Raw genomic sequence first — 26,301 nt, 5'->3', positions numbered from 1 at the left:
TCCGGCTGAAAGGGAGGACAGGCGCGCCGCGTCCATCGGCGGCACGCCCGGACTGTGCTTACTGATCGTCCAGCACTTCGCCGAAACCAACCCAGCTCTTGCCGTCGAAGCGGCGCAGCAGAAGCTGCTGGAATGGCAGATAGTCGTCAGCCGCAGTCGTTACCGTAATGCCGGGTAACAGCAGCGGCAACTGGACGTCCTTGAGCGATGCGGCCTGACGCTTGATGTTCTCACTGCTGAAATCATCCTTGCAGGCCCTGAGAACCATCGCCAGCAAACCGACATAGTGGTATCCGGCGGCATAGTTGGAATTGTTCAGATCCGCGTTGGGCATGTACTGCTTCATGAACGCGAAGAATTCCTTCACGCCGGGATCGTTGGCCCATTGAACGTCGTTGACGTCTTTCTGGTTGCTCGACGAAATCATACCGACGGCATTTTCCAGCCCGGCCGGCGCCAGAAATGAAATCGACGCCGCCGACGTCGGCAGGAACGTCATGTCCGGCTTCCAGCCCAGTTCGGCGATGCCCTTGATCAACTGCGACGTGAACTTTCCGAGCACAACGCCGAACAGCACATTCGCATTGGACGCCTTCAGGGTCGCAAGCTGCGAACTGATGGTCGGCGCGCTGGTTTCATAGCTTGCCTCGGACACGATCATCGTCGCGGCTTTGGCGCCAAGCGCGCGCTTGAATCCGGCGACATAGTCGCGGCCGAAATCATCGTTCTGCGCCAGAATGGCGATCTTCGCATCGGGTTTGGTTTGCAGAATGTACTTGGCGTAGATCACGCCCTCGGATTCGTAGGCCGCCATTCCCGGCATGGTGTACGGAAAATTCTTCGGGTCGGCCCATTTGGTCGCGCCGCTCAGCACGAACAACTGAGGAATTTTCTTGCCATTGAGATACCGATGCACCGCATTGTTGGTGGCGGTTCCGAGCGAACCGAACATTACCTGCACCTCGTCCTGCTCGACCAGCTTGCGGGTGTGCTCGACAGTCTTCGGCGGCGAGTAGGCGTCATCCATGCTGATGAACTTCACCTGGCGGCCGTTGATGCCGCCCTCGGCATTGATCTTGGCGAAATATGCCTCCTGCACCCGGCCAATCGCGCCGAATCCGGACAGCGGCCCGCTGTAAGGCAGCGTTTGTCCGATGCGGATCTCGCCTTTGGTATCCGCACGAGTCTGCGTGATTCCGCAGGCGGCGAGCGCAAGCATGGCGGTCGCTATACGCGAGATTCTCATGGCATTCTCCCTTGGGTTTGTTGTTTTAGTCAGGCCGCGCTTGTGCGCGTGCTTGTCTCTCAGGCGCTGGCCCGCATCAGGAAATCTCCCCGCGCTTCGTTGAACTCGACCTTGAGCCGCTCGACCAGTTCCGCGACCGGCGGCGCATCGGTGATCTGGCCGATGCCCTGACCCGAGCCCCAGATGTCGCGCCACGCCTTGACCTTCATGTTGCCGCCGGACCCGAAGTTCATCTTGGTTTTGTCAGCGACCGGCAGATTGTCTGGGTCGAGACCGGCGGCGGCGATCGATGGGCCGAGATAGTTGCCGTGAACGCCCGTGAACAGGTTCGTGTAGACGGTGTCGTGCGCGGCGTAATCGGTCAGCGCTTTCTTGTAGGCCGGATCGGCATTGGCCTCGACGGTGGCGATGAAGCGGGTGCCCATGTAGGCCATGTCCGCGCCGAGCGCGAGCGCCGACGCAATGCCCCAGCCGTCGGAGATCGCGCCCGACAGCAGAATGGTGCCCTTGAACCACTGCTTCACCTCGCGTACCAGCGCGAACGGCGACAACGTTCCGGCGTGACCGCCGGCGCCCGCACAAACGAGAATAAGGCCGTCAACGCCCTGCTCCGCCGCCTTGCGCGCGTGCTTCACATTGATGACGTCGTGAAACACCACGCCGCCATAGGAATGCGCGGCATCGACGATTTCCGACGGCGGGCGCAGCGATGTGATGATGATCGGCACCTTGTGCTTCGTGCAAGTCTCCATGTCCTGCATCAGCCGGTCGTTGGAGGCGTGACAGATCTGGTTGACCGCGTAGGGCGCGACCTTCTTGTCCGGATTTTTCGCCTTGTAGTCGCCGAGCTCATCCTCGATCCGGGTCAGCCATTCACTGAGCACCGCGACCGGCCGCGCGTTCAATGCCGGAAACGAGCCGACGATGCCGGCCTTGCATTGCGCGATCACGAGTTCGGGGCCCGACACGAGAAAGAGCGGCGAGCCGAGAACGGGCAGTTCGAGCGTGCCGGTGAGTGAGGCTGGAAGCGGCATCGGATGTTCCTGTTGTGAATGTGAGCAACGGTAACATCCCGGATGGGCTTCTGTATGTTCAAGTATGAACAATTCTATTATCAATAATGTACGGACGAATGGAGCGCGCCATGGACTGGGATCTTTGCCGAACTTTCATCGCGGTAGCGGAATCCGGCAGCTATCTCGGCGCGGCGCGCCGGCTGCGCTCCAGCCATCCCACAGTAGGGCGGGAGATTGCAGCGCTGGAGACCCAGCTCGGGACCAAGCTGTTCGTCCGCTCCAATGATGGACTGGTGTTGACGGTTCAGGGTCGCCGCTTCCGCGAACATGCCGGGGCGATGGAAGCCGCAGCGCTGCGGGCCGAAGCCGCCGTCTCGGCCAAAGGTGCGAAAGCGCGGGGACTGGTGAAATTTTCCATCGGCCCGACGCTGGCGGCTTACTGGCTGATGCCGCACATGGCATCCTTCATCGAAAGCCATCCCGACGTTCAGATCGAATTCGTCACGCATCCGTTTCCGGTCAGCGTGCGCAAGCGCGAGGCCGACATCGTTTTGCGCATCTATCAAAGCGGCGACGAAAATCTTGTCGGCCGCAAGATCGCGCGGCTGGGCGTCGGTTTCTATGCATCGCGCGACTACGCCGCCCGCCATCCGCTGCCCGAGCATCGCGACGACTGGGGTCATCACAGCATCGTCGGCTTCGCGGACCGCGCCTCCAATGCAGAACTCGGGCGCTGGAGCGATCATGTCGCCAAGCATGCCTCGGTGGTGATGCGCTGCTCGTCGCAGGCCGACATGCTGGCGGCTGTCCGTGCCGGGGTCGGCATCTGTGCGATGTCCTGCATTGTCGGCGACGCTCACGACGATCTCATCCGGGTGGCGCCGCAGAAATTGGCCGGCCTCTCCGACATCTGGCTGCTGGCGCATCCCGATCTGATCGAACTGCCGCCCGTACGAGCCGTCATCGATTTCGTCACCCGCCGCTCGCGCGCCGACCGCGAACTTCTCAGTGGCGCCACAAGGATTTAGACACCGGGTTCCGCGATCCGCGCCCACTCCGCTTTTTTGTTGCCCAAGCAACTAATCCGTGACAGCATCTCCGCGGGGAGCCCGACAGAGCAGCAAATGCCGCGCCCCGCAGGGAGAGAACGATGGCTGACCGCGCTGGCGGTGAACGGCTTTACCGGGCATGCGCAAACGTCTTGGGACCGCGCAAGACGACCCGCCGCGATTCCACGATATCTGTTGTTTCAGGAATCGGCCTGAGCGCTGACGGCGCCAAGGTTGCTGTGAATCCGGCGCAGCAGATCGATCAGAACTTCACGTTCCTTGTCGTCGAGGCAGGACAGCAGCCGGCGTTCGCGTTCCAGCGCCGCGACCAAAACCGCGTCATGGGTCGCCTTACCCTTCGGCGTCAGCGAGATCGAATGTGTGCGGCCATCACGCGGATCGGTCTTGATCACGATAAGACCGCGCTCCTGCATCAGAGTCAGCGTGCGGCTGACCGGCCCCTTGTCGAAGCCGATGACATGGCAAATCCGCGATGCAGGAATGCCAGGCTCGATGGCGAGCAGCGAAATAATCCGCCATTCCGTAACGTTCACACCGAACTGCTTTTGATAAAACACCGTGGCGCTGCGCGACAGTTTGTTGCCGATAAACGTGATGAACGCCGGAACGTATCGCTCGAGGTCGAGCGTCTGGTCCGCCTTCGCGCCTTTCGGTTTCGCGGAACGCGATGCGGCCGATCTCTTGGTGCTCATCCGATTGTGCCCATCCGAAAATTCCTGACCTGCAAAGACTTCATAGTCAAGAAGCCCGATCCATTGAAACACGCGCGCGAAAAATCACAAGCCGCGGTTTGATGACAACGAACTCAGGGAGGCTCCCATGACCGAAACAAGTTCAGCGCATCCCGTTCTAGCTTTTGCATCGGGTGCACTCGGCGTCGATGGCCGCGCGCAGCTTCGCCCGCCGGGCCTCGATGTCGATCCATTCGCGATGGAATTTTTCGCGGACCCGTATCCGACCCATGAGTTGTTGCGCGAGACCGCCCCCGTCGTGCATCTCGAAAAATGGAATGTCTATGGCGTCGCGCGTTATGCCGAGGTCCATGCGGTGCTCAACGATCCGGCGACGTTCTGCTCCAGCCGCGGCGCGGGGCTCAGCGATTTCGCCAAGGAGAAGCCGTGGCGGCCGCCGAGCCTCATTCTAGAGGCTGACCCTCCGGAACACACGCGCACGCGCGCTGTTCTCAGCAAGGTGCTGTCGCCGGCCGTGATGAAGCAGATCCGCGATGGCTTCGCAGCTGCCGCCGAAGCCAAGGTCGATGAGTTGCTGGCGCGGCGGAATTTCGATGCGATCGCCGATCTCGCGGAAGCCTATCCGCTATCGGTATTTCCCGATGCTATGGGCCTGAAGCAGGAAGGGCGCGAACATCTGCTGCCCTATGCCGGCGTGGTGTTCAATGCGTTCGGACCGCCGAATGAATTGCGCCAGACCGCTATCGAACGTTCGATACCGCACCAGGCCTACGTGCAGGAACAATGTCAGCGCGACAACCTCACGCCCGGTGGATTCGGTGCCTGTATCCATGCCCGCGTCGATACCGGCGACATCACCGCCGCGGAAGCACCGATGCTGGTCCGCTCATTGCTGAGCGCCGGTATCGACACCACGGTGAATGGAATCGGCGCCGCGATCTATTGCCTTGCGCGGTTTCCGGACGAATTCGCCCGGCTGCGCAGCGACGTCAGCCTTGCTCGTAATGCGTTCGAGGAAGCGATCCGCTTCGAGAGCCCGGTCCAGACATTTTTCCGCACCACGACGACGGAGGTCGAGATTAGCGGCCATCATGTCGGCGAAGGCGAAAAGATCCTGATGTTCCTCGGCTCGGCCAATCGCGACCCGCGGCGATGGGACAATCCGGAGCACTACGACATCACACGCAAGACCAGCGGCCATGTCGGCTTCGGCTCCGGCATCCACATGTGCGTGGGTCAGCTGGTGGCGCGGCTCGAGGGCGAGGTGATGCTAGCCGCGCTCGCGCGCAAGGTTCGTTCCATTGCCATCACCGGCGACGTCAAACGCCGCTTCAACAACACCCTGCGCGGGCTGGAAAGCCTGCCGGTCACTCTCACGCCTGCCTGAGCGATTATCCATGCCAAGCGTTACATTCATCCACCCGGATAACCGCACCGAGAGCGTCGATGCCAATGACGGCGACAGCGCCATGCTGACCGCGCTGCGCCACGGCATCGACGGCATCGTCGGGGAATGCGGCGGCGGCGCCGTCTGCGCCACCTGCCACGTCTATGTCGACGACAACTGGATCGGTCGGCTCACCGAAGTCGGCCTCGACGAGGACGAACTGCTGGAAGGCGTCGCCACCGAACGGCTGCCGAACAGCCGCCTGTCCTGTCAGATCAAGATCACACCGGAGCTCGATGGTCTCGTGCTGCGGGTGCCGGAACGACAAGTCTAGAAAACCAACGCGGCCCGGGACGCCGGGACCGTGCAAACAAATTCAGAGGGGAAACACAATGAAAAATCTCAAGGGCTATCTCGCCATCGCCGCGTCATGCATCACACTCAGCGCGGCGCAGGCGGAAATTTCCGACGACGTGGTGCGCGTCGGCGTGCTGAACGACATTTCAGGCGTGTTTCAGGACACCAACGGCATGGGATCGGTGGAAGCCGCACGCATGGCCGCCGAAGATTTCAACGGCGGCGGCAAGAACATCAAGGTCGATATCGTTTATGCCGACCATCAGAACAAGGCGGATGTCGGATCGGGAATCGCGCGCAAATGGCTCGACATCGAAAAGGTCGATGCCATCGTCGACGTGCCGAATTCGTCGGTCGGCCTCGCCATCAACAATATCGCGCGCAACACGAAGATGACGTTTCTGGCGTCCTCCACGGCCACCTCCGACCTCACCGGCAAGGACTGTTCGCCGAACACCATTCAGTGGGTCAACGACGCCTGGGCTACCGGCAACACCACGGCTGCGGCGATGATGCAGCGCGGCGGCACCGACTGGTATTTCCTGACGGTCAACTACGCGTTGGGTCAAGGCATCGAAGCCGAAGCCACCAACTACATCCAGAAGCACGGCGGCAAGGTGCTGGGTTCGTCGCGGCATCCGCTCGGCACGTCGGATTTCGCCTCGATGCTGCTGCAGGCGCAGAACTCCAAGGCCAAGGTCGTGGGCCTTGCCAATGCCGGCGCCGACACCATCAACGCCGTGAAGCAGGCCGGCGAATTCGGCCTGAAGGAAAGCGGGCAGTCCATGGTGGCCTTCCTGATTTTCATCAACGACGTTCACGGCATGGGGCTGAAGGTGGCGCAGGGGCTGCTGCTGACGGAATCATTTTACTGGGACATGGATGACGATACCCGCGCCTTCGCCAAGCGCTTCGCAGCCCGGCCGGGCATGAACGGCAAGATGCCGAGCGGCAATCAGGCCGGCGTCTATGCCTCGACGCTCGCGTACCTCAATGCAGTCGCCGCCACCGGCAGCGACGACGCCAAGGATGCTGTGCCGCAGATGAAGAAGTTCAAAGGCAAGGACAAGCTGTTCGGCGACGTCACCATTCGCGCGGATGGGCGCGTGATCCATCCGGTCTATCTGTTCGAGATCAAGAAGCCCGCGGAGTCCAAGTATCCGTATGATTACTACAAGCTGCTGACCACGATCCCCGCCGAGCAGGCCTTCAGGCCGATGGCCGATGGCGGCTGCCCGATGATCAAGTGACGTCAGGGCCCCGATAGAACGACAAAGAAAAAAGGCCCCGGTTTTCCGGGGCCTTTTCAATTCGTCTCTGGAAAGTCTCAGTACTTCGCGACGACCGGGCCGCCCCAGTTGAAGTGATAGTTCACGCCAACCTTCACAGTGTGGAGGTCGTCCTTATAGGACAGCGCGCCCACAGGGGTCACAACAGTCGTGTTGTCGAAGTTGTAGTACTGGTATTCGATCTTCGCCGACCAAGCGGGGGCGAACATGTATTCCAGACCACCACCGACGGTGTAACCGGTCGATTCGCGGTTGGTGACAGCCGGCAGGAAGCCAGCGGTCGCAGCGAGACCGCTGTCGTCACGGAATGCAACACCGCCCTTGGCGTAGATCAGGCCCGGACCCCAGGTGTAGCCAAGACGGCCGGTGACCGAAGCGAGCCAATCCGAACGATCGCGGAGAACAGAAGCGCCGTTCGTGAAGGTGCGGTCGTTGTTCGACAGCGCGCTGATCTGGCCTTCGATACCGACCAGCCAGTTCGGCGAGAACTGGTAGTCAGCACCGATCTGACCGCCGCCGAGGAAGGCTGCGTCACGGCTGGTGCCGGTGAGGCCAACAATGCTGGTTGCGAATGCGTCATCACCACCGAAGGCAGCGCCGATGTGCGCACCGACGTAGATGCCGGTCCAGTTATAGATCGGCGCGGGCGCGTAAACCGGTGCCTTGGTGTAAGAACGAGGGCCCATATCGGCGGCGAATGATGCGGTCGAAGCGAGCAAGGTCGCGGACAGTGCCAGAAGTGCGGAACGGATGCGCATTGTTTTTCCCCAATGTTTGCGTTGGACGGACCCTATCGGCCCCCCAGTTAACGAAAAATGGACAGGAGGCCTGATGGTTCCGGCCGAATGGGCCAGCCGTGGCTTTCTCTTCAAGAGTGACAAAATAGACACGTTATCGGTCGAAATCGAAAGGTCCTGTTAAGCATGATGCGCCCGCAAGGCTGCCGGCAGCCAACCTTGCCGCCAGAGGAAATGAGAGGCGAGCTACTCCGCCTTGCCCGTCACGTTGAAAACTCGGATTTCTTGGCTTCTATTATTTCTGCAGAGATCGCCGAAAGGGCTTCATAATCTTGGTCAACGTCGGGCTTATCGCGCTGATTTCCTGGAAATGAATTTTTGAAAGCTTCCGCAGCCGTCGTTCACCTTCCCTGGTTAACTTGACCAGGGCACGCCGGCCATCATCGCTGTCGACCATTCTGCTGAGAAGGCCGAGTTTTGTCATCCTGTCCACCAGCTCGACAGCGGTGTGGTGTCGGATCAGCAAAAACCCCGCCAGTTCACCGATCGAGACGGAGCCGTGGCTTGAGAAGCCCTTGATGGTGAGAAGCGCTTGATGCTGTTGCGGTGTAAGGCCCTCTTTGTGAGCTGCCGCTTCGCTGAACGCCTGAAATTTCCGAAGCTCGAAGCGAAACCGGGCGAGCGCCTCGTAGTCCACCGCTGGCGTCTTGTTGTGGATTTCTGGTCTTGCGCCGGCACGACTTACGGCGGAACGTGGCTTTCGCGTCGAAAGGGTCATTCTCTTGTCCTGCGCACAAGCGCTTTCATCTGTTCGATGATAGCGCTATTGGCGGCCCGAATATACGTTACCCACCCGCGGAATCGCACACGATCAGGCGGTTGTCCCAATGCGTTTCGCCATGTCGCCGAGCCTCGAACAGGTCCCGATCAATGCAACGGCTTGGCGATGACGCTCCGATTACTCGCAGGATGAACTGAGCAGGCTCAAAAGAATGACCTGCAGCGCCAAAGGGACCTTCGTGCTTCTTCGCCGCACGGATCTTTCAAGCGCTTCGGTGATCTCAACCTTGGTCAGTTTGCCTTCGGCGAATCTTGTCTCGAGTTCACGCCACATCGCCGTGAGCGATTTGCCGGCATGGCGAATCGGCGGAATGGTCACGCCGCGCGATGCGGCCCACTTGACGATCTCCTCGGAGGTCTGCGGGCCGCAATTCCGGGCAGTTGCAAGATTCTTCATCGTGATCTTGCGCAGAAACACATCCCCGGGAATCCAGTGTCCGCGCGGCGGAATCTCTCCCGTGAGCTCCGGCGCCAGTAATTTCAGAACGTTGATCGCACGGCCACTGAGTTCGCTGGATATGTCTGCAGCGGTTGCCGCAATGAGGCTGCTGCTTACCAGTTGCGGCCCGGCTTTACGCACCGTCCCGAAGCGCGGGTCCGCTGCAAGCAGCGCGTTGCCTTTGCGTCGCGACGATTCGCTGCGGCGAACCAGCGAAGGGGCAGCTTTGCTTTTCATGCTCATCGCACCTGCCACTCGCGACGCCACATGCGGTGCGCCACCAAGGGTCGCCGCATCCCCGATCGTGCGCCGATAACGGGACGGCCATCCTGAGCATGCGAACGACCCCGACCGCAGCGCAACATGATTTTCGAATATATCGTAAACCGATGCATCCTCGCATCCTAGTACGGTAAGTCATGCGACGAAAGTGACATTGACAGTCAAGTCTATCGTAATGCGATATGAAATCTCACGCGGACTGACAAGTGATCTGCCGTCGTGAAGGCGATGACGCTGGAAAATCAAAAAGGGAGCATGAACGATCGCGGGTCGTCATGACGTTCCGCGAAATGCTGTCGTCCAGACCGGGCGCCTTTGCGGCCAACTTGAAGCGCGTATCACAACAATAAAATGCATTTTGGAGGATGACTGATGAAGAAGGTAATTCAGAATTTCGACATTCCGCTGTCGCGGCGCGCGATGCTCCAGACCGCGGCGGGCCTCGCAGCCGGAGCCATGCTGCCCGCCGGTATGATCGTCCCGGCGCTCGCAGAAGATCATCCAGCGCTCGGAACCTATCCGGCCGGATCGTCCGGATCCTCGGTATTTGTCGGTATTTCGGTGCCTCGCACAGGAACATATGCCGCGCCGGGCGAAGATCTCATCAAGGGCTATGAGCTTGCGATCGAGCATCTCAACGCGGGCAATCCCCTGATGAGCAAGATTTCCCCCAACATCAAAAAGGGCGTGCTCGGCAAGCAGATCAAGCATGGCATCGCGGACTCGGAAGCCAAGCCGAATACCGCCGTACAGAATTTTTCGAAATTCATCAGTCAGGATAAGGCCGTCGTCGTCACCGGCTCTGTGTCGAGCGCTGAAGCGGTCGCCATGAACAAGACCGGAGACCGCGAGAAGGTCATCTACCTGCCCGGCATTTCCGGCTCCAACGACACGACCGGCAAGGACTGCGTGCGTTACAGCTTCCGCGAATGTTTCCACGCGCAGACCGCAGCCAAGGCGATTGCGCCGTTCCTGATCAAGAATCTCGGCAAGAACAAGAAGATCGCCTTTCTCACTCCGGATTACACCTACGGCCACACCACGCGGCAGTCGATGGAAGACTATCTCAAGGAGGGTGGCTGGACGGTTGTCACAAACCAGATTTCACCGCTCGGCACCACGGACTACAGCTCTTATCTTCTCAATGTTGCCAATAGCGGCGCGGACGTGCTGATCAACATCAACTTCGGCCGTGACGCCGTGCTGTCGATCTCGCAGGCCAAGCAGTTCGGCATTCTCGGCAAGATGACGCTGGTGGTTCCCTACAACACGCCGTTTCTCGCCAAGGAGGTCGGCGCCGCGAACATGCAGGGCGTGTTCGCTGCCACCGATTACTGGTGGACGATGGAAGACAAGTATCCGCTCGCCAAGATGTTCAATGAGGCATTTCGCGCCAAGCACAAGAGCAACCCGGAATGGGGCGCGTGCACAGCGTACATGCAGCTTGCGATGTGGGCCGATGCGGTTGAGCGGGCAAAATCGTTCTACCCGCCGGACGTCATCAAAGCCTACGAAGCTGGCGCCAAGGTGCAGTCGATGGTGGGCGAAGTGCAATTCCGCGGCGCGGATCATCAGTTGATCCGTCCCGTGGTCATCACGCGCGGCAAAAAGCCGGGCGACATGAATAACCCGGACGACTTCTACGAGGTGGTCGAGGTTGTCGGCGGCGAGGGACTGTTGCAGACGCCGGATCACTACGGCTGCAAGCTCGGCGGCTACACCTGACGTCCGTATAACGCGCGTATTCCGTCGAACTCACTCGCGAGTGCAGCCGGAATACGCACCCTTTTGTCATACTCGAGCATTTTCCGGCAGCAGCCAGAATTTTTTGCCGGACGATGCTCTATTGCTAAGTGAGGCGTTCCGTTGATCAACTGGGCTAATCTTGTTTCGCAGATGTTCAATGGCTTGGTGCTGGGCGCGTTGCTCGCGCTGATCAGTTCGGGCCTGACCATTATCTACGGCACGCTGGGCGTGCTTAACCTTGCGCATGGCGCGATGTTCATGGTCGGCGGTTACGCCGGGTACGTCGTCTACAGCTACACCGAATCCTATGCCGCGGCGGTGATCGGCGGCTCGTTGTTCGTGCTGCTGGCAGGCGTGGTCATCGAACGCGTCATCATTCGTCATTTTTACAGCCGCCCCGACGAAGATCAAATTCTGGTCACGTTCGGCCTCGGCATCTGCTTCGTCGAACTGATCCGATTCTTCTTCGGCAGCCTGTCGAAGTCGATGCCCTCCCCGCCGTGGGCCTCAGGCATCACATCGCTCGGCTTCATGTTTTACCCGACTTATCGCCTCGCGGTCGTCGGCATCGTGGCGATGGCGCTGCTTGGGTTGTACCTCGTCCTGTACCGCACCCGGCTCGGCATGATCGTGCGCGCCGGCATTGAAGATTCGGTAATGGTCGATTCGCTCGGCATCAACGTGTACCGCATCTTCATGGTCGTGTTCGGCATTGGCGCGATGGCGGCCGGCTTCGCCGGCATCGTCAACCTGCCGGTGGCGCCTATCACACCGGATATCGGCGACGCCATTCTGGTGCAGGCCTTCGTCGTTGTTGTGATCGGCGGCGTCGGATCGTTCCCCGGTGCGGTGCTAGGCGGACTGATCGCCGGCGAAATCCTCAGCATCACATCGATGATCAACCCCGGTTATTCCTACGCCATGCTGTTCGCCGTGATGACGCTCGTTCTCGTGCTGCGTCCGCATGGTCTGCTCGGCAGTCAAGGGCGGAACTGAACATGACGATGACTCCTTTTTCTCCGCCTGCTTCCGGGCGGTCTCCTTGGGCGCGCCGCGTCTGGCTGCCGGATATCATTCTTGCCGCCGCACTCATCGTCGCGCCCTTCGTGCTGCCGTCGCTGGGCTTCGTTCCGAACACCATGAGCCGGATTCTGGTGATGGGTCTGTTCGGCATCGGTTTCGATCTGTTGTTCGGCTACACCGGCCTGCTGTCGTTCGGGCAATCCGCCTTTTTCGGTACCGGCGGCTTTGTCGCGGCGTATCTGCTCACGCGCACCGGCCTTTCCAGTGTCATGCTCGGCCTGTTCATCGGCACCGTTGCCGCCGCGGTCACCGGCTATCTGGTCGGTCTGGTGGCGCTGCGCCGCACCGGTATCTATTTCGCGATGATCACGGTGGCGATCGCGGAGGTGTTTTTCTTCATGGAGAACTCGCCACTGTCCGATTTCACCGGTGGCGAGAACGGCCTGCCCGGTGTGCCGTCGCCTGTTTTCAATTTCGGTTTCACCACCGTTTCGGTCAGCAGCGGCTGGACGATGTATGGCTTCCTGGCCGTCTGCTATCTGATCGGCATCATCATCGCGCGCCGCATCGTTCACTCGCCTGTCGGCCGCATTCTGGTGGCGATCCGCGATAATCCGCTGCGTGCCGCCGCCGTCGGCCATAACGTCCACGGTTACAAACTGCTCGTGTTCGTCGTGGCCGCCGCTTACGGCGGTCTCGCCGGCGGCCTGCTCGGCGTGTTGCAAGGCTACATGCCGCCGGACGCCTTCACATTCGACACCTCCGGCCAACTCGTCATGCAGACGGTTATCGGCGGTCTCGGCACGCTTTACGGGCCGCTGGTCGGCGCAGCGGTCTGGCTCTATCTGCGCGACTTTCTGCAGGACACCGCCGGTCTAGGCGCGGCATGGAAGCTCGCGCTCGGCGTTGTCTTCGTCCTGCTGGTCTGCTTCCTCCGTCGTGGCATTATCGGCGGTCTCAGGGATCTTTATGAGCTGACTTTCGCTCGCAAGACACCTGCCTCTGAACCCGTCGAAGCTGCACCGACGCCCGGCCTCACCGCCGAAGAAGAACAGAAAGCCGCAGAAGCCGCAGTTGCAAGAGAGCCGGCGGCAGCGCCGATGCCGCCGCGCCGCCGCGCGCTCGACGGCTACAAGGGTCCCATCCTGCAAGCCACCGGCCTGACCAAGCGTTACGGCGGTCTCGTGGCCAACAGCGATATCGATTTCACCGTACAGCATGGCGAATTGCGCGGCGTGATCGGACCCAACGGTGCCGGCAAGTCGACATTCTTCAAGATGCTGACCTGCGAAGTGGTCCCGACATCCGGCAAAATCGTGTTCGAAGGCGCCGACATCACCGGCAAGACCGTCACCGATGTCTGCCAGCTCGGATTGACCAAGAGTTATCAGGTCAACCAGCTCTTCTCCCGGCTGACGGTGCGTGAGAATCTCATCATCGCCGTACTTGCGGAGCTACGCGGCAAATTCCGCTTCGACCTGCTGCGACGGACTTACAATATCCCCGGGCTGATTGAGCAGGTCGAGCACACGCTCGCCATGGTCAATCTGGTCGAGCGCGCCGACGTGGCAGTGTCCTCGCTGGCCTACGGCGAAAAGCGGCGGCTGGAGATCGGTTTGGCGCTCGCGAATTCGCCGAGCCTTCTGTTGCTCGACGAGCCACTGGCCGGCATGAGTCCGCGTGAGCGGGTGGAAACCGTCAAATTGCTTAGATCCATCGCCCAGGGGCGCACCATGATCATCATCGATCACGACATGGACGCCTTGTTCGAACTGGCGGAGCGTATCACCGTGTTGCAGGAAGGCCGTGTGCTGGTTGAAGGTACGCCGGATGAAATCAAGAACAATCCAATCGTGCAGGAAGCCTATCTCGGGGGAGTGCTCGAATGAGTTTGCTCGAGGTCAGTGGACTCAATTCATATTATGGGGATTCCCACATTCTCTTCGACGTCTCGATGCGCGTGGAGCGCAACGAGGTGGTAGCGCTGCTCGGCCGCAATGGCGCGGGCAAAAGCACAACGCTGAAGAGCCTGATGGGTGTGGTGGCGCCGCGCCACGGCAAGGTCATGTTCAACGGCAAGGATCTGGCCGGGCAGCAGAGCCACACCATCGCGCAGGCCGGTATCCAGCTCGTGCATGAAGACCGCCGGATTTTCGGCAGCCTCAACGTCGAGGAAAACCTCGTTCTGGCCGGGATCACCGCACCGAAGCGCTGGCCGCTCGACCGGATTTACGAGATGTTCCCCCGGCTGAAGGAACGGCGCGGCAATCGCGGCACCGATCTGTCAGGAGGCGAGCAACAGATGCTTGCCATCGCACGCGCGCTGATCCGCGACCCGGAAATCATTCTGCTCGATGAACCGTTTGAAGGGCTCGCGCCCGTGATCGTTCGCGATCTGGTAAACGCATGCCGCGCGCTTGCGGCAGCAGGACAGACAATCGTGCTGGTCGAGCAAAATCTCGCCGCGACGCTGGCACTCGCGCAGCGCGTCTACATCATCAATAACGGCCATATCGTCCACGAAGGACCGGCGCTGGAAATAAAGAAGCAACCGGACGTGCTGCAGCGCTATCTCGGCGTTTAGTGAGGCTGGGCGGCCCGGACACGACAACAGCAATCGCTGTCGCGTGGAGGGTGGTCGCCCGCCGCGGCGATGCGGTTCGCTGACTAAGCCGATTGCTCTTTGAGAGCGGCTATCAGCTTTGCCGCGTTCTGTTCGAGGACCCTCGGATCTTCCCGGCGCGTTTGAGCCGGCAACAGATCGATCCCCTCGGTCATGGGCATCACGTGCATATGCATGTGCAGCACGACCTGGCCGCTGGCCGGCTCGCTGAACTGCTGAATGATCACGCCGCCCGCATCGAACGCCCTGACCGCCGCGACCGCGATGGTTCTGGCGGTGCGCGCCACTTCCGCAAAAGCGTCGGCCGAAATGTCGAGGATACCCCGCACAGGCCCCTTCGGGATCACCAGCGTATGCCCTGGCGAGCGCGGCATGATGTCGAGAAACGCGAACGTATGTTCGTTCTCGTAAACCTTGTACGAGGGAATCTCGCCACGAAGGACTTTCGCGAAGATGTTCTGATTGTCGTAGGTCGCCATCTTGCTCCCTGCCGCCGGCGGGAGACCGCCGGATTTCAGCGTTTTGAATGCCCACGCACAGGCAAAGATTCGCTGGCGGAGGGAGTGGGACTTAGTACAAACCCTCTCCACGTAAGCCATAGTAGAGCACTGTACCGGATGGGCCTCAAGAGTGGAGAAGTTCCCGAAAGTTTGCCAGCCGATCTCGAGTATCAAATGCCGAGCACCTTCTCAACAGAAGCCAATCGCCCAGGGCACTGTTTTACGCGGCAAGCTACGATCTGAAACAGGAGCGCTAATATCCATGTTGGCAATCTCCGGCGCGCCATTCGCTTTAGTCCGGTCAGTCAGGTAGCTAACGATGGAGGCGCGGAAGCATCCGCTGCTTGCTGCCATACGCAATGGCCTTGAACCGCGCTCAGTCAGGCTCGCCCAGCAGCTTCCCCTTTGATCTGTGAATGAAATGCAGCCGCGTGCAGGCAGAGCACAAGACAGCCTTGTACACCTGCTTCGCTTCGGGCTGCTCATCATCAGGTATCCATGCCTGCACGTTTAGACCCGTCTGAGGGCACCGGTAAATCAAGTTTGCCATCTCAAAACTGTGGAACAGGCAATCCGGCCCAAGTTTGATCTATCTCAAGCCCAACACCACCGATCAAACCGTCGGTTCAAGCAGGCGACGGCTGATCTGCATCAAGATTGAGTTCAGATCCCGGCCTAGATTGGAGATATGTGGCAAGACATATCAACCGCGCCGTCAGAGCAGTATCTCGCAGTTGCAACCATTGACGAGGGGGTGCACGCGATGATTTTTCCGTGCGTCCTGACGAACGACGGATGGCTGAACGCCGAGACGATGAAGCGGCTTGAAATCTTGCCAACGCATTGGCGTAAGTGGCCCGCCATGACCTATTTCTGCTGTTGCGGGTAACAGCGCTACGGTGCCAGGACCATCACTGGTACTGGCTCGGGTTCAGTTAATTCCAAAGACCGAATCTGCGCCACGCGTCGGATAGCGCCGCTACCAGCATGTCGATATGTTCATCGGTATGAAGTGGCGTGGGCGTGATGCGCAGCCGCTCAGTTCCGCGTGGGACTGTCGGATAGTTGATCGGCTGGATGTAGATGCTAAAATCACTGAGCAGGTAATCGCTGACGGCTTTGCATATTCTAGCGTCCCCGACAGGAACGGGCACGATATGCGATCCGTTACGCAGCTGCGGAAGTCCATTTGCATCCAGCATCGACTTCAGACGCGCGACGCGGTTCTGGTGCCGTGCTCTTTCTCGCCCCGACACCTTTAGATGCCGGATGGCCGCCGTCGCGGCCGCGGAAACAGCCGGCGGCAAAGCGGTTGTGAAGATAAACCCCGGCGCATGGGAGCGGACCGCATCGACGAGTGCAGCGGAGCCAGCAATGTATCCGCCGAGGCAGCCAAACGCTTTCGCCAGCGTCCCCTCGATCACATCGACGCGGTCGGATAATCCCATCTGTTCGCTGATGCCCCCGCCGCGCGAGCCATACATCCCGACGGCATGGACCTCGTCGCAATACGTCATCGCACCATAGCGCCCGGCCAGATCGCATATCTCCTCGATGGGAGCGATGTCTCCGTCCATCGAATAGAGACTTTCGAACACGATGAGCTTCGGCCGTTGCCTGCCCGCCGCCCTCAGAAGCTGTTCGAGATGATCGAGGTCGTTGTGACGGAATATCTGCTTCTCGCAACTCGACTGGTGAATCCCCTCGATCATGGAGTTGTGGTTGGACGCATCCGACAGGATCAGACAGCCGGGCAGCAGTTTTCCAATGGTCGAGATCCCCGTCTGATTGGAAACATAGCCCGATGTAAATACCAGGGCCGCCCCCTTTCCGTGCAGGTCGGCCAGTTCCGCCTCGAGTTCGACAAGCGGATGATTGGTCCCGCCGATATTTCGGGTGCCTCCGGCTCCGGTGCCCATGCGCTTCGCTGTCTCAATCATCGCTCCGACGACAGAAGCATTCTGGCTCATCCCGAGATAGTCATTCGAACACCACAGAACGATCTTGCGAGGCCCCGTTGCTGAATGCCAGATGGCGTGAGGATATTCGCCTGCGACACGCTCGATGTCGGCAAACACCCGGTAACGCTGCTCCTCGCGAAGCCGATGGAGCGACGCGTTGAAGAGAGCTTCATAATCGATCCCGACCTGTCTGACGGCATCGCAAAATCTAACAGGCGGCTGCACCTGCGGCTTCAGTGCAAACGCTGAATTTGCGAGCGGCATCGTTGTGACCTCTCTTGTGCTGAAATACAGGATGCCGCAACCCGGAGCCTGCCTGCTTGATGCACATCAAGGCCTTTCGAAGCCAATCAGCTCAACCTCCAACAAGGCTGCTTGCCGCAGCCGATTGTCATGGAGGCTATCGTATGTCGCGCAACGTGGGTATGGCGGATCGAATGGTCCGTATCGTGGTGGGGCTTGCACTGATCGCGTTCGCGCTTCGCAACGGCCTTCCGATCAAAGGCTGGGATTGGGCCGGGCTGATCGGATTCGTGCCGTTGCTTACGGGACTTTTTGCGACCTGCCCGGCTTACAGCCTGATCGGCTATTCAAGCTGCGAAAAGCGCAGGTAGCCCTCGAGCGATCTCACGGCTAAACCCGCTAACCCTTTATGAGGGCGGCAGAGGCGCCTCGTCGTCGGCAATCGCGCGCCATCCAGCGCCGTCGAGATCATCGTACTGTCCGCTCCTGAGCGACCACAGGAAACTCAGGAGACCGATGAGGCCGAGCGCGAGAGCGAGCGGCACGAGATAAGCGAGAACTTCCATCACGTCATCTCCGGCGCGACGCGGCGCGCGCGCAGTGAGTTCAGCATGACCAGGATCGACGATCCCGACATGGCCGCCGCTGCGACCAGCGGCGTTGCATATCCCGCGATCGCAATCGGGACAGCCAGAGCATTGTAGCCGATCGCCAGCGTCAGATTTTCCCGCATCAGCCGCAGCGCCTTGCGTGAGAAATCGATGGCCGAGAGCACCGGAACCAGATCCTTGCCGAGAAAGATCATGTCCGCAGCCGCCTGGCTGAGATGGGTCGCGCTCACCGGCGACATTGAGACCGACGCAGCCGCAAGCGCCGGCGCATCGTTCAGGCCATCGCCGACCATCATGACGTTGCGGCCGCGCCGCTTCAGGTCTTCGATGTGAGCAATCTTGTCTGCTGGCGTAAGGCCAGCACGCCACACAATGATCCCCAAGGCCGCCGCGGCATGTTTCACGGCAGGCTCTCGATCGCCGGAGAGAATCTCGACTGCGACGCCGCGTTTGACGAGGGTGCGTATCGTGGCCGCCGCATCCGGCCGAAGCTGCTGCCTTACCGCAAAAACGTATCGTTCCTGCCCACTGCTGAACGCGACCGCGGATATCTCCGGGTCCGTACCCAGAATCTCGTTCGCCATCCGGTCTGCATTGCAGAACGACGGCCTGCCGAGCCTGAGTTCGACTCCATCGATCAGACCTCTCACGCCCTGCCCCGGTTCTTCCACGATTCCTTCCAGCGGAGACGTCGTTTTCGAGGCGCGAGCGACCGCTGCGGCGACCGGATGATGGCTGGCCAGGGCCAGCCGCCCCGCAAGTTGAAGGACGTCGGCGGGAATGGCCACCACATTCACCACATCGAGCTCAGGCAAGGTCAGCGTGCCCGTTTTGTCGAAGACGACCGTATCGACGTCAGCGGCGCGCTCCACCGCATCGCCGGAATTAAGCAGAACACCCGCGCGAAACAGCGCGCCGGCCACAATCGTTTGCACCGTCGGGATCGCCAGGCCGAGCGCACATGGACAGGTAATGATAAGAACCGCGATCGCGGTGACGATCGCATCGTGCCAACTCGCGCCGAACGCAACCCATCCCAGCATTGTGAGCAGCGCTGTCGCGTGTACCACCGGCGCATAAAGCCGTGACGCCCGGTCCGCAAGTTGTACATAGCGCGAACGCGCCTGTAGCGCGTTTTCAAGCAGCCGGGAAATCTCTGACAGCAGCGTTCCTTCCGCTGCCGCCCCGACCCGGACGCGCAGCGTGCCTGAAATATTCATCGTCCCCGCATAAACCGCAGTGCCGGCCTCCGCCGCGACATACCGCGTCTCGCCCGTGATGAGGCTCTGGTCGATCTCCGATCGCCCATCGATGACCTTGCCGTCGATGGCGCATCGTTCGCCCGGCCGCAGAAGCACGATGTCGCCGGGAACGATGGCCGCAACAGGTACTTCGCTGATTTCAGTCGGAGATACGAATTTGGTCGCGGTCTCGGCCTTCAGCGCCGCAAGATTTCCAGCGACGGCTCGCGTGCGGCGGCGCATGTTCTGATCGAGATAACGGCCCGCGAGCAGAAAGGTGAGAAGCATGATGGCCGCATCGAAATACGCATGCTCGGCATGATGAATCGTCTCGACGATCGACATGCCGAGCGCGAGTACCACGCCGATACTGATGGGAACATCCATATTGACGCCGCGCGAACCAAGCGCGGTGAATGCCGAGCGGAAGAACGGCTGCCCGGCATAGGCTGCGGCTGGCAAGGCGATCAGGGCCGACAGCCAGTGAAAGAAATCACGCTGCTCCGGAATCATATCGGTGACGTTGCCCGACCACACCGGAATCGACAGCATCATCACATTCATGGTGGCGAAGGCCGCCACGCCCAGGCAGCGCAGCAGAAATCGCGACTGCTCGGCCTCAACCACTTCCGCCCGAACCGGTTCGAACGGATAAGCCTTGTATCCGAGCGCAGCGAGACGATCGACAAACAGCGCCGGATCGAGTTCGCCGCCCTTCTTCCACTCCACCGCCAGACGCCGGTCGGTCAGGTTGACCCGCGCGAGGGTCACGTCCGGGATGGCCGACAGTCCGCGCTCGATCTCCATCATGCAGCCGGCGCAACTGACGCCCTCAACCGCGAGATCGAGATGGGCAAGACCTGAGCCAAGATCCTTGACGTAGTACGAGAAGTCCCGGTTGAGAGCCATGACGTCTCCTCAATCGCTCAGTATGACGTGATTTCGCGACCTGAATACGCGCTTGCCGCCCGCGTCGCCCTCAAGCACGAGATTCCATTGACCCGTGAGAACTCCTTCGGCGCTTCCTCTATAGATGCCGGTTTCAACTTCCGTCAGGGCTATGGACCGGTCTGCCCGCTTGGCGGCGGGGCGCTCCAGACGAGCGGAAAAATCCAGCCCGGTCAGCGGCGCGCCCTTGCTGTCGTGCGCCACGATCCGGACGCTGGCGCTATTGGCGGGTCCGCGCGCGACATGCGCTTCGACCCGCCAACGGCGCGTATCCTGCTCGTGCGCGGTCTGAATTTCGCGTTCATAGGCAAGGCTTGCACGATACGCGCTGTCCACATCGGTTCCGGACATTGTATCGATCGCGAACCGCATCATCAGCAAGTTGACCCCGATCACCACCCCGAAGAAAGCGACGAGCATGACAAGCACAGTACGTCCGGTGAGAGGCTTTCCGACTGTGGTCGAGCTGTTCACAAAGCCATCCATTCGCGATTCATGGCGTGACAAAATTGTCCGTCGCAGACGCCGCCTCACCGAGGCCGATATCGGTGACGCGGAATGTCAACGGCGTTGATTTTGGAAGCTCGCTGGCCGGTTTGGCTGTGACGAGAACACGCAGCTCAGTCGTCTGATCGCGCCCCAGCACGATCGCCGGCCTGTCCAGTGTGATCGAATCCACCCCGACCACATGCGCCACCGCGCCGCTCACGCCCTCGACATCGATCGCGATCGTCCGATCGAAGCCACGCTTGTTCAGCAGGCGCACAGTGTACGCATTGCGGATCGAACCATCGCTCAGCTTGACGGCGATGGGATTGCGATCATGCAGCACGTTGATGTCGAGCAGCGAGCGCGTCAGAAGCGCGTACAGCATGACACTTCCGACACCGGCGATCAGGGCGGCATAGACAATGGTCCGCGGCCGAATGAGCTTGAACATCTCGGACTTTCCCGCGAGCCGACGCTGGATGTTGATATCGTTGTCATAGCCGATCAGGCGGGCCGGCCTGCCGATTTTCGTCATCACGGTATCGCATGCGTCGATGCAAAGACCGCACTGGATGCAACCCAGTTGCGCGCCGTCCCGAATGTCGATTCCGGTCGGGCACACTGCGACGCACTGCCGGCAATCGATGCAATCGCCGACTGTTTCTCCATGAGCCCGCCGTTCCAGCGCTTTCTTCAGCGACGTCCGCTCCTCGCCCCGGTCGTATTTGTAGGTGACGTTGAGCGCCCATTCGTCGGTCAGGGCCGCCTGAATTCGCGGCCACGGGCACATGTAGACGCAGACCTGCTCGCGCATAAAACCGGCCAGCACATAAGTCGTGAATGTCAGGATGACGATCCAGACATAGGCCAGCATCGGCGCCTGAAAGGTCGCGAGTTCCTTCACAAGCGTGGGAGCATCGTTAAAGTACAGGACCCAGGCTCCGCCGGTCCACCACGCGATCATGATCCAGATCGAATGCTTCAGCACGATTTCGGAACAACGCTGGAGCGTATAGCCCTCGGCGTCCTTTTTCATACGCTCGCGGCGATCTCCCTCGATGAGACGCTCGACCGCGTAAAACAGATCGGTCCAGACCGTTTGCGGGCACAGATAGCCGCACCAGATGCGACCGCCCACCGCGTTCATCAGAAAAAGCGTCAGGGCGGCGAGGATCAGAAGACCCGTGAAGTAGTAGACCTCCTGCGGCCACAGCTCGATGAAAAAGAAATAGAAGCGGCTGTTCGGCAAATCCACCAGCACCGCCTGGCTCGGTGCGCCCACGCCACGACTCCAGCGGATGAACGGCAGAAAGTAATAGATGCCGAGGCAAACAGCCATCAGCTTCCATTTGATGCTGCGGAACGTTCCCGAGACGCTTTGCGGATAGACCTTCTTATGAGCCGCATACAGCGGCCCATAATCGTCGGCTTCCAGATCGTCAGGTGTTGTGATCTTGTTCATGAAGGGTTGATCTCGTGTTATCACTCAGGATAGCCGTGACCACTCCAACGCTATTGATCCAACTCAACCCGGAGCTGGGACAGCCACGATGCGGCCAGAACGAATCACTTTCCCCCGCCGAGCGAGTGGACATAGACCGCCAAGGCCTTGATCGTTGCCGGATCGAGACGGCCAGTCCATGCCGGCATGACACCAGCCCGGCCGTTGGTGATGGTTTCGATAATGGTTTGCTCATCCGAGCCATACAGCCAGATCTTGTCGGTGAGATCCGGAGCGCCCTGCTCGATGTTGCCCTTTGCGTTATCGCCGTGACACGCTGCGCAATTTTCGGCGAAAATTTTCTGTCCAGTGCCGCTATCAAAGCCCCTTGGCGTAGACAGGCCCGACAGAGACCTCACATAGTTTGCGACCGTGAATATCTGGTCCTGCTTCAGGATGCCATCCTTGCCAAAAGCGAGCATTGCCCCTTCGTGCGACTTGGAATGGCCGGACCGCACGCCGAACTCGATGGTTTTACTTATCTGATCGAGCGATCCCCCCCATAGCCATTCATCGTCGTTGAGATTGGGATAGCCCTTTGCGCCGGCGCCGCCGCTGCCGTGACAGGGCGCACAATTGTCACCAAAGACCGCCTTGCCCCGTGCACGCGCCAACGCAAGCAGCGCCGGGTCTTTCTCGATATCCGCCAAAGGCGTGGCATTGAACGTGACCATCTTGCCGCCGCGAAGCTTCTCGAGGTTCGCAAGCTCGACGGCGACATCCGCGCGCGACGAATACCGGATGACACCCGTGGTGTAACTCTGAACAAGCGGCCATGCCGGGTAAACGATCCAATAGGCAACGGCCCATACGATGGTCGCGTAAAATGTGATGATCCACCACCGCGGCAGCGGGGTGTTCAACTCCTTGATCCCGTCCCACTGATGGCCGGTTGTTGCGGTGCCGGTTACGGAATCAATCTCGTCCCTGTGGTCGGTCATGAGCCGTCAATCCTCTCGCAACGGAAGTCTCGACGCCGCATCGAACATCGCCTTGTTGCGAGGCCACAATGCGTAGACGACGATGGCGAAAAAGATGCCGACGAATATGGGCGTCCACCAGGTCACGACGAAACCCGAGACGGCGTTCTGGACGGTAAGGATCGCTTTCATATCCCGGCTTCCTAGCGAAGGTTTGCTTTTTCGTCGTACAGCTTGAAATCCACAAGCGTCCCAAGCATCTGCAAATAGGCCACCAGCGCATCCATCTCTGTTGGATTCCCCGGCTTGCCGTCGAAATTTCTGGCGATTGCCTTGGGATAACGTTTGACCAGTGCGTCGACGTCACCGTTATCCGGATCGGCCTGCGCCTTGAGATCCGCGGCCGCATTGGCGATCTGATCGTCCGAATACGGCACGCCCACCGTGCGGTTGGCACGGAGATGACCGGCAATGGTCCCCGCGTCGATCTCGGTCTCCGATAGAAACGGATAGCCGGGCATCACCGACTGCGGCACGATGGCGCGCGGATTCACCAGATGCGTGACGTGCCACTCATCGGAATACTTTGCACCGACGCGCGCGAGATCCGGACCAGTCCGCTTGGAGCCCCACTGAAACGGATGATCGTACATGCTCTCAGCCGCGAGCGAATAATGCCCGTAGCGCTCGACTTCATCGCGCAGCGGCCGGATCATCTGCGAGTGGCAGAGATAACAACCTTCGCGGACGTAGATATTGCGCCCGGCCAGTTCGAGAGGGGTGTATGGCCGCATGCCTTCGACCTTCTCGATCGTGCTTTTCAGGTAGAACAACGGCGTTATCTCAACAAGACCGCCGATCGCGATGACCGCCAGAATGCCGATGATGAGGACGACAGAATTCTTCTCGAAGATCTGATGACGTTTCCAAAGGGACATGCGCTCGCTCCTCACTCAGCAGGCTGAAGAGCAGGCGTCGGTGCGGCTTCCGAAGCCTCGCCAACACGCACCGTCATCCAGAGATTGTAGGCCATGATCAGCGAACCGATCAGGAACAAGGCGCCGCCCGCGGCCCGGATGATGTAGAACGGGTGCATCGCCTCGACGGTTTCGATGAAGGAATACTCAAGGAAGCCGAGCGACGTATAGGCGCGCCACATCAGACCCTGAAGGATGCCCGACACCCACATCGCGGAGATGTACAAAACGATGCCGATCGTCGCGATCCAGAAGTGCCAGTTGACGAGTTTGAGGCTGTAGAGTCCCTTGCGGTTCCACAGCCAGGGCACGAGGCAGTAAAGCGCGCCGAACGAAACGAATCCGACCCAGCCGAGCGCGCCCGAATGCACGTGGCCGATGGTCCAGTCGGTGTAGTGGCTGAGCGAATTCACGACCTTGATCGACATCAGCGGCCCCTCAAACGTGGCCATGCCGTAGAAGGCAACGGAAACCACCAGCATTCGCAGAACGGGATCCGTTCGCAGCTTGTCCCAGGCGCCGGACAGGGTCATCAGACCGTTGATCATGCCGCCCCACGACGGCATCCACAGCATGATGGAGAACGTCATGCCGAGCGTCTGCGCCCAATCCGGCAACGCCGTGTAATGCAGGTGATGCGGGCCAGCCCAGATGTAGAGAAAAATGATCGCCCAGAAGTGGATGATCGAAAGGCGGTAGGAATAGACCGGCCGCTCCGCCCGTTTCGGAATGAAATAGTACATGATGGCGAGGAAGCCGGCCGTCAGGAAGAACCCGACCGCGTTGTGGCCATACCACCACTGGAACATCGCATCCTGCACGCCGCCCCAGGCGATGTACGATTTCGAACCGAACCATGAGACCGGCACACCGGGATTGTTGCCGAGATGAAGCACGGCGATCGTGACGATGAAGGCGAGATAGAACCAGTTCGCAACGAAGATGTGCGGCTCCTTGCGCTTGACCAGCGTCGCGACAAACACCAGCAAGTAGGTTACCCACACGACCGTTAACAGAAGGTCGGCGTACCACTCGGGCTCGGCATACTCCTTTGACTGGGTCACGCCGAGGAGATAGCCGGTCCCGGCGATCAGAATGAAGAAGTTGTATCCGAGCACGACGCACCAGGGAGCCAGATCTCCCGCAAGACGCACGCGGCACGTCTTCTGAACCACGTAGAGAGACGTCGCGATTAGAACATTGCCGCCGAAGGCGAAGATGACCGCCGACGTGTGTAACGGCCGGAGTCTTCCGAACGTTGTCCAAGGCAGATCAAAGTTCAATGCCGGCCATGCGAGCTGCGAAGCGATGAGAACGCCGACGGCAAATCCAGCAATGCCCCAGAATACCGCCATAACCGACGCAAACTTGATCGGCCCAAGATTGTAGTTCGGTCGTCCGCCAATCTCCTGCGGAGGTAATGATGTCGGCCTGTCGAAGTAACGATTGAGAATCGCGAATGTGGCAATCAGACTCGCCGCCATACTCAGGCTAGCATGGAATGCAAATGCCGTGTCCTCGGCGTCGGCGGCCGCGAACAAACAGACGAATACGGATAACGCAAAAAAAGCAGCGAGGCTGCTTTCTCCATACGTCATCCACTTTATCTCTTTTTGCACATTCATGATTGACGCTTCTCTGTGACTGTCCGCTCATCAATCATGGCTTTCCGATGAAAGCTTTGATCGAGATCAATCCGCGCAATCTGTCACGGTTAGTTCGACGGTCGAAAATGTGACCCGGCGTTCACGTCGCCCCTCACGCGAAGACCCTCTAAGGTATCCGTGTTGGGGCAATATTCTGAATGGCCTAGCTTGTTCTGCAGAAAATCGTTCGCGCATCGCTTCGCCGAAACGCAACTGGCACAAACACGATTCAGATCACGGAACTCAGTCGGGTGTTTGTTACGCACAAGTTCTTCAGACATACCCATTTCGGCGAGCCGCTGCATAAGAAGCTCCTGAACGCCGGCGCCGCGTTTCGACAGCGTCAAAAGTTCTGGCACGGAGATTCCAAAATCTCTGGCAATCCTGTTGATCTCTTCCGGATCCAGCTTTTGCAGCTCGTTTGACTGGTCGAATCGCAACGAGAGCTTCTTTGCCCATGAAATAATATGGCCAATCATTGGAACACTTTCGAGACGTCCGGGTCGCCACTCCATTG

26 protein-coding genes are annotated in these 26,301 nt (G+C 59.9%); 9 read left to right on the top strand and 17 right to left on the bottom strand.

Going from position 1 to position 26,301, the window contains the following annotated elements; genetic code table 11:
• Positions 1–58: 58 nt before the first annotated feature.
• Positions 59–1,219 carry an ABC transporter substrate-binding protein gene (locus AC1RKJ_RS14445; protein WP_492792752.1) on the bottom strand — a complete coding sequence of 387 codons (1,161 nt, stop codon included), beginning with the start codon at positions 1,217–1,219 and terminating at the stop codon, positions 59–61.
• 86 nt (positions 1,220–1,305) lie between these two features.
• Entirely contained in the window at positions 1,306–2,280 is a 975-nt protein-coding gene (locus AC1RKJ_RS14440) for an NAD(P)H-dependent flavin oxidoreductase (RefSeq protein WP_492791624.1), read from the bottom strand.
• A 110-nt stretch (positions 2,281–2,390) separates the two neighbouring features.
• Between AC1RKJ_RS14440 and AC1RKJ_RS14435 the strand changes: the two genes are divergently transcribed.
• Positions 2,391–3,290: a LysR family transcriptional regulator gene (locus AC1RKJ_RS14435; RefSeq protein ID WP_492791623.1), complete on the top strand. Its 900-nt coding sequence runs from the start codon at positions 2,391–2,393 to the stop codon at positions 3,288–3,290.
• Between the two features lie 221 nt (positions 3,291–3,511).
• Here the strand turns inward: AC1RKJ_RS14435 and AC1RKJ_RS14430 are convergent, their stop codons facing one another.
• Positions 3,512–4,024: a MarR family winged helix-turn-helix transcriptional regulator gene (locus AC1RKJ_RS14430; RefSeq protein WP_492791622.1), complete on the bottom strand. Its 513-nt coding sequence runs from the start codon at positions 4,022–4,024 to the stop codon at positions 3,512–3,514.
• A 238-nt stretch (positions 4,025–4,262) separates the two neighbouring features.
• On the opposite strand from AC1RKJ_RS14430, the gene AC1RKJ_RS14425 reads away from it, so the two are divergent.
• Genes AC1RKJ_RS14425 through AC1RKJ_RS14415 form a run of 3 tightly spaced genes read left to right on the top strand, consistent with a single transcriptional unit; the run spans position 4,263 to position 7,018 of the window.
• Positions 4,263–5,411 carry a cytochrome P450 gene (locus tag AC1RKJ_RS14425; RefSeq protein WP_492792751.1) on the top strand — a complete coding sequence of 383 codons (1,149 nt, stop codon included), beginning with the start codon at positions 4,263–4,265 and terminating at the stop codon, positions 5,409–5,411.
• 10 nt (positions 5,412–5,421) lie between these two features.
• On the top strand, positions 5,422–5,745 hold the full coding sequence (locus AC1RKJ_RS14420) for a 2Fe-2S iron-sulfur cluster-binding protein (protein WP_492791621.1): 324 nt from the start codon (positions 5,422–5,424) through the stop codon (positions 5,743–5,745).
• Between the two features lie 58 nt (positions 5,746–5,803).
• Positions 5,804–7,018: an ABC transporter substrate-binding protein gene (locus AC1RKJ_RS14415; RefSeq protein ID WP_492791620.1), complete on the top strand. Its 1,215-nt coding sequence runs from the start codon at positions 5,804–5,806 to the stop codon at positions 7,016–7,018.
• 77 nt (positions 7,019–7,095) lie between these two features.
• On the opposite strand, the gene AC1RKJ_RS14410 is transcribed toward AC1RKJ_RS14415, so the two are convergent.
• The 3 genes from AC1RKJ_RS14410 to AC1RKJ_RS14400 all read right to left on the bottom strand — a co-directional run bounded on the left by AC1RKJ_RS14410 (position 7,096) and on the right by AC1RKJ_RS14400 (position 9,310).
• Positions 7,096–7,815, bottom strand: a complete 720-nt coding sequence (locus AC1RKJ_RS14410; RefSeq protein ID WP_492791619.1) for an outer membrane protein — start codon at positions 7,813–7,815, stop codon at positions 7,096–7,098.
• Positions 7,816–8,089: 274 nt separating this feature from the next.
• The gene (locus tag AC1RKJ_RS14405) at positions 8,090–8,572 is read right to left on the bottom strand and encodes a MarR family winged helix-turn-helix transcriptional regulator (RefSeq protein ID WP_492791618.1); all 483 of its coding nucleotides are present in this window, start codon (positions 8,570–8,572) and stop codon (positions 8,090–8,092) included.
• A gap of 180 nt (positions 8,573–8,752) precedes the next feature.
• A complete protein-coding gene (locus AC1RKJ_RS14400) occupies positions 8,753–9,310 on the bottom strand; it encodes a hypothetical protein (RefSeq protein ID WP_492791617.1) in 558 nt (185 codons plus the stop codon).
• 417 nt (positions 9,311–9,727) lie between these two features.
• Between AC1RKJ_RS14400 and AC1RKJ_RS14395 the strand changes: the two genes are divergently transcribed.
• The 4 genes from AC1RKJ_RS14395 to AC1RKJ_RS14380 all read left to right on the top strand — a co-directional run bounded on the left by AC1RKJ_RS14395 (position 9,728) and on the right by AC1RKJ_RS14380 (position 14,708).
• Positions 9,728–11,080, top strand: a complete 1,353-nt coding sequence (locus AC1RKJ_RS14395) for a substrate-binding protein (protein WP_492791616.1) — start codon at positions 9,728–9,730, stop codon at positions 11,078–11,080.
• A 141-nt stretch (positions 11,081–11,221) separates the two neighbouring features.
• Positions 11,222–12,097, top strand: coding sequence for a branched-chain amino acid ABC transporter permease (locus AC1RKJ_RS14390; RefSeq protein ID WP_492791615.1), 876 nt, complete (start codon positions 11,222–11,224; stop codon positions 12,095–12,097).
• 143 nt (positions 12,098–12,240) lie between these two features.
• A complete protein-coding gene (locus AC1RKJ_RS14385) occupies positions 12,241–14,013 on the top strand; it encodes a branched-chain amino acid ABC transporter ATP-binding protein/permease (protein WP_492792750.1) in 1,773 nt (590 codons plus the stop codon).
• A complete protein-coding gene (locus AC1RKJ_RS14380; RefSeq protein ID WP_492791614.1) occupies positions 14,010–14,708 on the top strand; it encodes an ABC transporter ATP-binding protein in 699 nt (232 codons plus the stop codon). Before AC1RKJ_RS14385 ends, AC1RKJ_RS14380 begins: the two co-directional genes overlap by 4 nt.
• 83 nt (positions 14,709–14,791) lie before the next feature.
• Here the strand turns inward: AC1RKJ_RS14380 and AC1RKJ_RS14375 are convergent, their stop codons facing one another.
• Together AC1RKJ_RS14375 and hemA are read right to left on the bottom strand one after the other, a co-directional pair.
• Positions 14,792–15,226 (bottom strand): HIT family protein, encoded by a 435-nt coding sequence (locus AC1RKJ_RS14375; protein WP_492791613.1) that lies wholly within the window; start codon positions 15,224–15,226, stop codon positions 14,792–14,794.
• Positions 15,227–16,182: 956 nt separating this feature from the next.
• Positions 16,183–17,388, bottom strand: coding sequence for a 5-aminolevulinate synthase (gene hemA, locus AC1RKJ_RS14370; RefSeq protein ID WP_492792749.1), 1,206 nt, complete (start codon positions 17,386–17,388; stop codon positions 16,183–16,185).
• Positions 17,389–17,615: 227 nt separating this feature from the next.
• On the opposite strand from hemA, the gene AC1RKJ_RS14365 reads away from it, so the two are divergent.
• Entirely contained in the window at positions 17,616–17,822 is a 207-nt protein-coding gene (locus AC1RKJ_RS14365) for a YgaP family membrane protein (protein WP_024576617.1), read from the top strand.
• A gap of 36 nt (positions 17,823–17,858) precedes the next feature.
• Here the strand turns inward: AC1RKJ_RS14365 and ccoS are convergent, their stop codons facing one another.
• From ccoS to AC1RKJ_RS14320, 9 genes are all read right to left on the bottom strand, one after another.
• Entirely contained in the window at positions 17,859–18,017 is a 159-nt protein-coding gene (gene ccoS, locus AC1RKJ_RS14360) for a cbb3-type cytochrome oxidase assembly protein CcoS (RefSeq protein WP_492792748.1), read from the bottom strand.
• Positions 18,017–20,212 carry a heavy metal translocating P-type ATPase gene (locus AC1RKJ_RS14355; protein ID WP_492791612.1) on the bottom strand — a complete coding sequence of 732 codons (2,196 nt, stop codon included), beginning with the start codon at positions 20,210–20,212 and terminating at the stop codon, positions 18,017–18,019. Before AC1RKJ_RS14355 ends, ccoS begins: the two co-directional genes overlap by 1 nt.
• Before the next feature lie 9 nt (positions 20,213–20,221).
• Positions 20,222–20,737, bottom strand: a complete 516-nt coding sequence (locus AC1RKJ_RS14350; protein WP_492791611.1) for a FixH family protein — start codon at positions 20,735–20,737, stop codon at positions 20,222–20,224.
• A 7-nt stretch (positions 20,738–20,744) separates the two neighbouring features.
• On the bottom strand, positions 20,745–22,202 hold the full coding sequence (ccoG, locus tag AC1RKJ_RS14345) for a cytochrome c oxidase accessory protein CcoG (protein WP_492791610.1): 1,458 nt from the start codon (positions 22,200–22,202) through the stop codon (positions 20,745–20,747).
• 104 nt (positions 22,203–22,306) lie between these two features.
• A complete protein-coding gene (ccoP, locus tag AC1RKJ_RS14340) occupies positions 22,307–23,182 on the bottom strand; it encodes a cytochrome-c oxidase, cbb3-type subunit III (protein WP_492791609.1) in 876 nt (291 codons plus the stop codon).
• A 6-nt stretch (positions 23,183–23,188) separates the two neighbouring features.
• Positions 23,189–23,353, bottom strand: a complete 165-nt coding sequence (locus AC1RKJ_RS14335) for a cbb3-type cytochrome c oxidase subunit 3 (protein WP_024576623.1) — start codon at positions 23,351–23,353, stop codon at positions 23,189–23,191.
• Between the two features lie 11 nt (positions 23,354–23,364).
• Entirely contained in the window at positions 23,365–24,099 is a 735-nt protein-coding gene (gene ccoO / locus AC1RKJ_RS14330) for a cytochrome-c oxidase, cbb3-type subunit II (RefSeq protein ID WP_492791608.1), read from the bottom strand.
• A gap of 11 nt (positions 24,100–24,110) precedes the next feature.
• The gene (gene ccoN / locus AC1RKJ_RS14325) at positions 24,111–25,736 is read right to left on the bottom strand and encodes a cytochrome-c oxidase, cbb3-type subunit I (RefSeq protein ID WP_492791607.1); all 1,626 of its coding nucleotides are present in this window, start codon (positions 25,734–25,736) and stop codon (positions 24,111–24,113) included.
• Positions 25,737–25,852: 116 nt separating this feature from the next.
• Positions 25,853–26,299: a hypothetical protein gene (locus AC1RKJ_RS14320; RefSeq protein WP_492791606.1), complete on the bottom strand. Its 447-nt coding sequence runs from the start codon at positions 26,297–26,299 to the stop codon at positions 25,853–25,855.
• Between the last annotated feature and the right edge of the window lie 2 nt (positions 26,300–26,301).

The organism is Afipia sp. GW822-FHT04G07 (assembly GCF_058800765.1).
The sequence above is the reverse complement of the archived record's forward strand: the minus strand, read 5'-3'. Positions and strand labels throughout refer to the sequence as shown.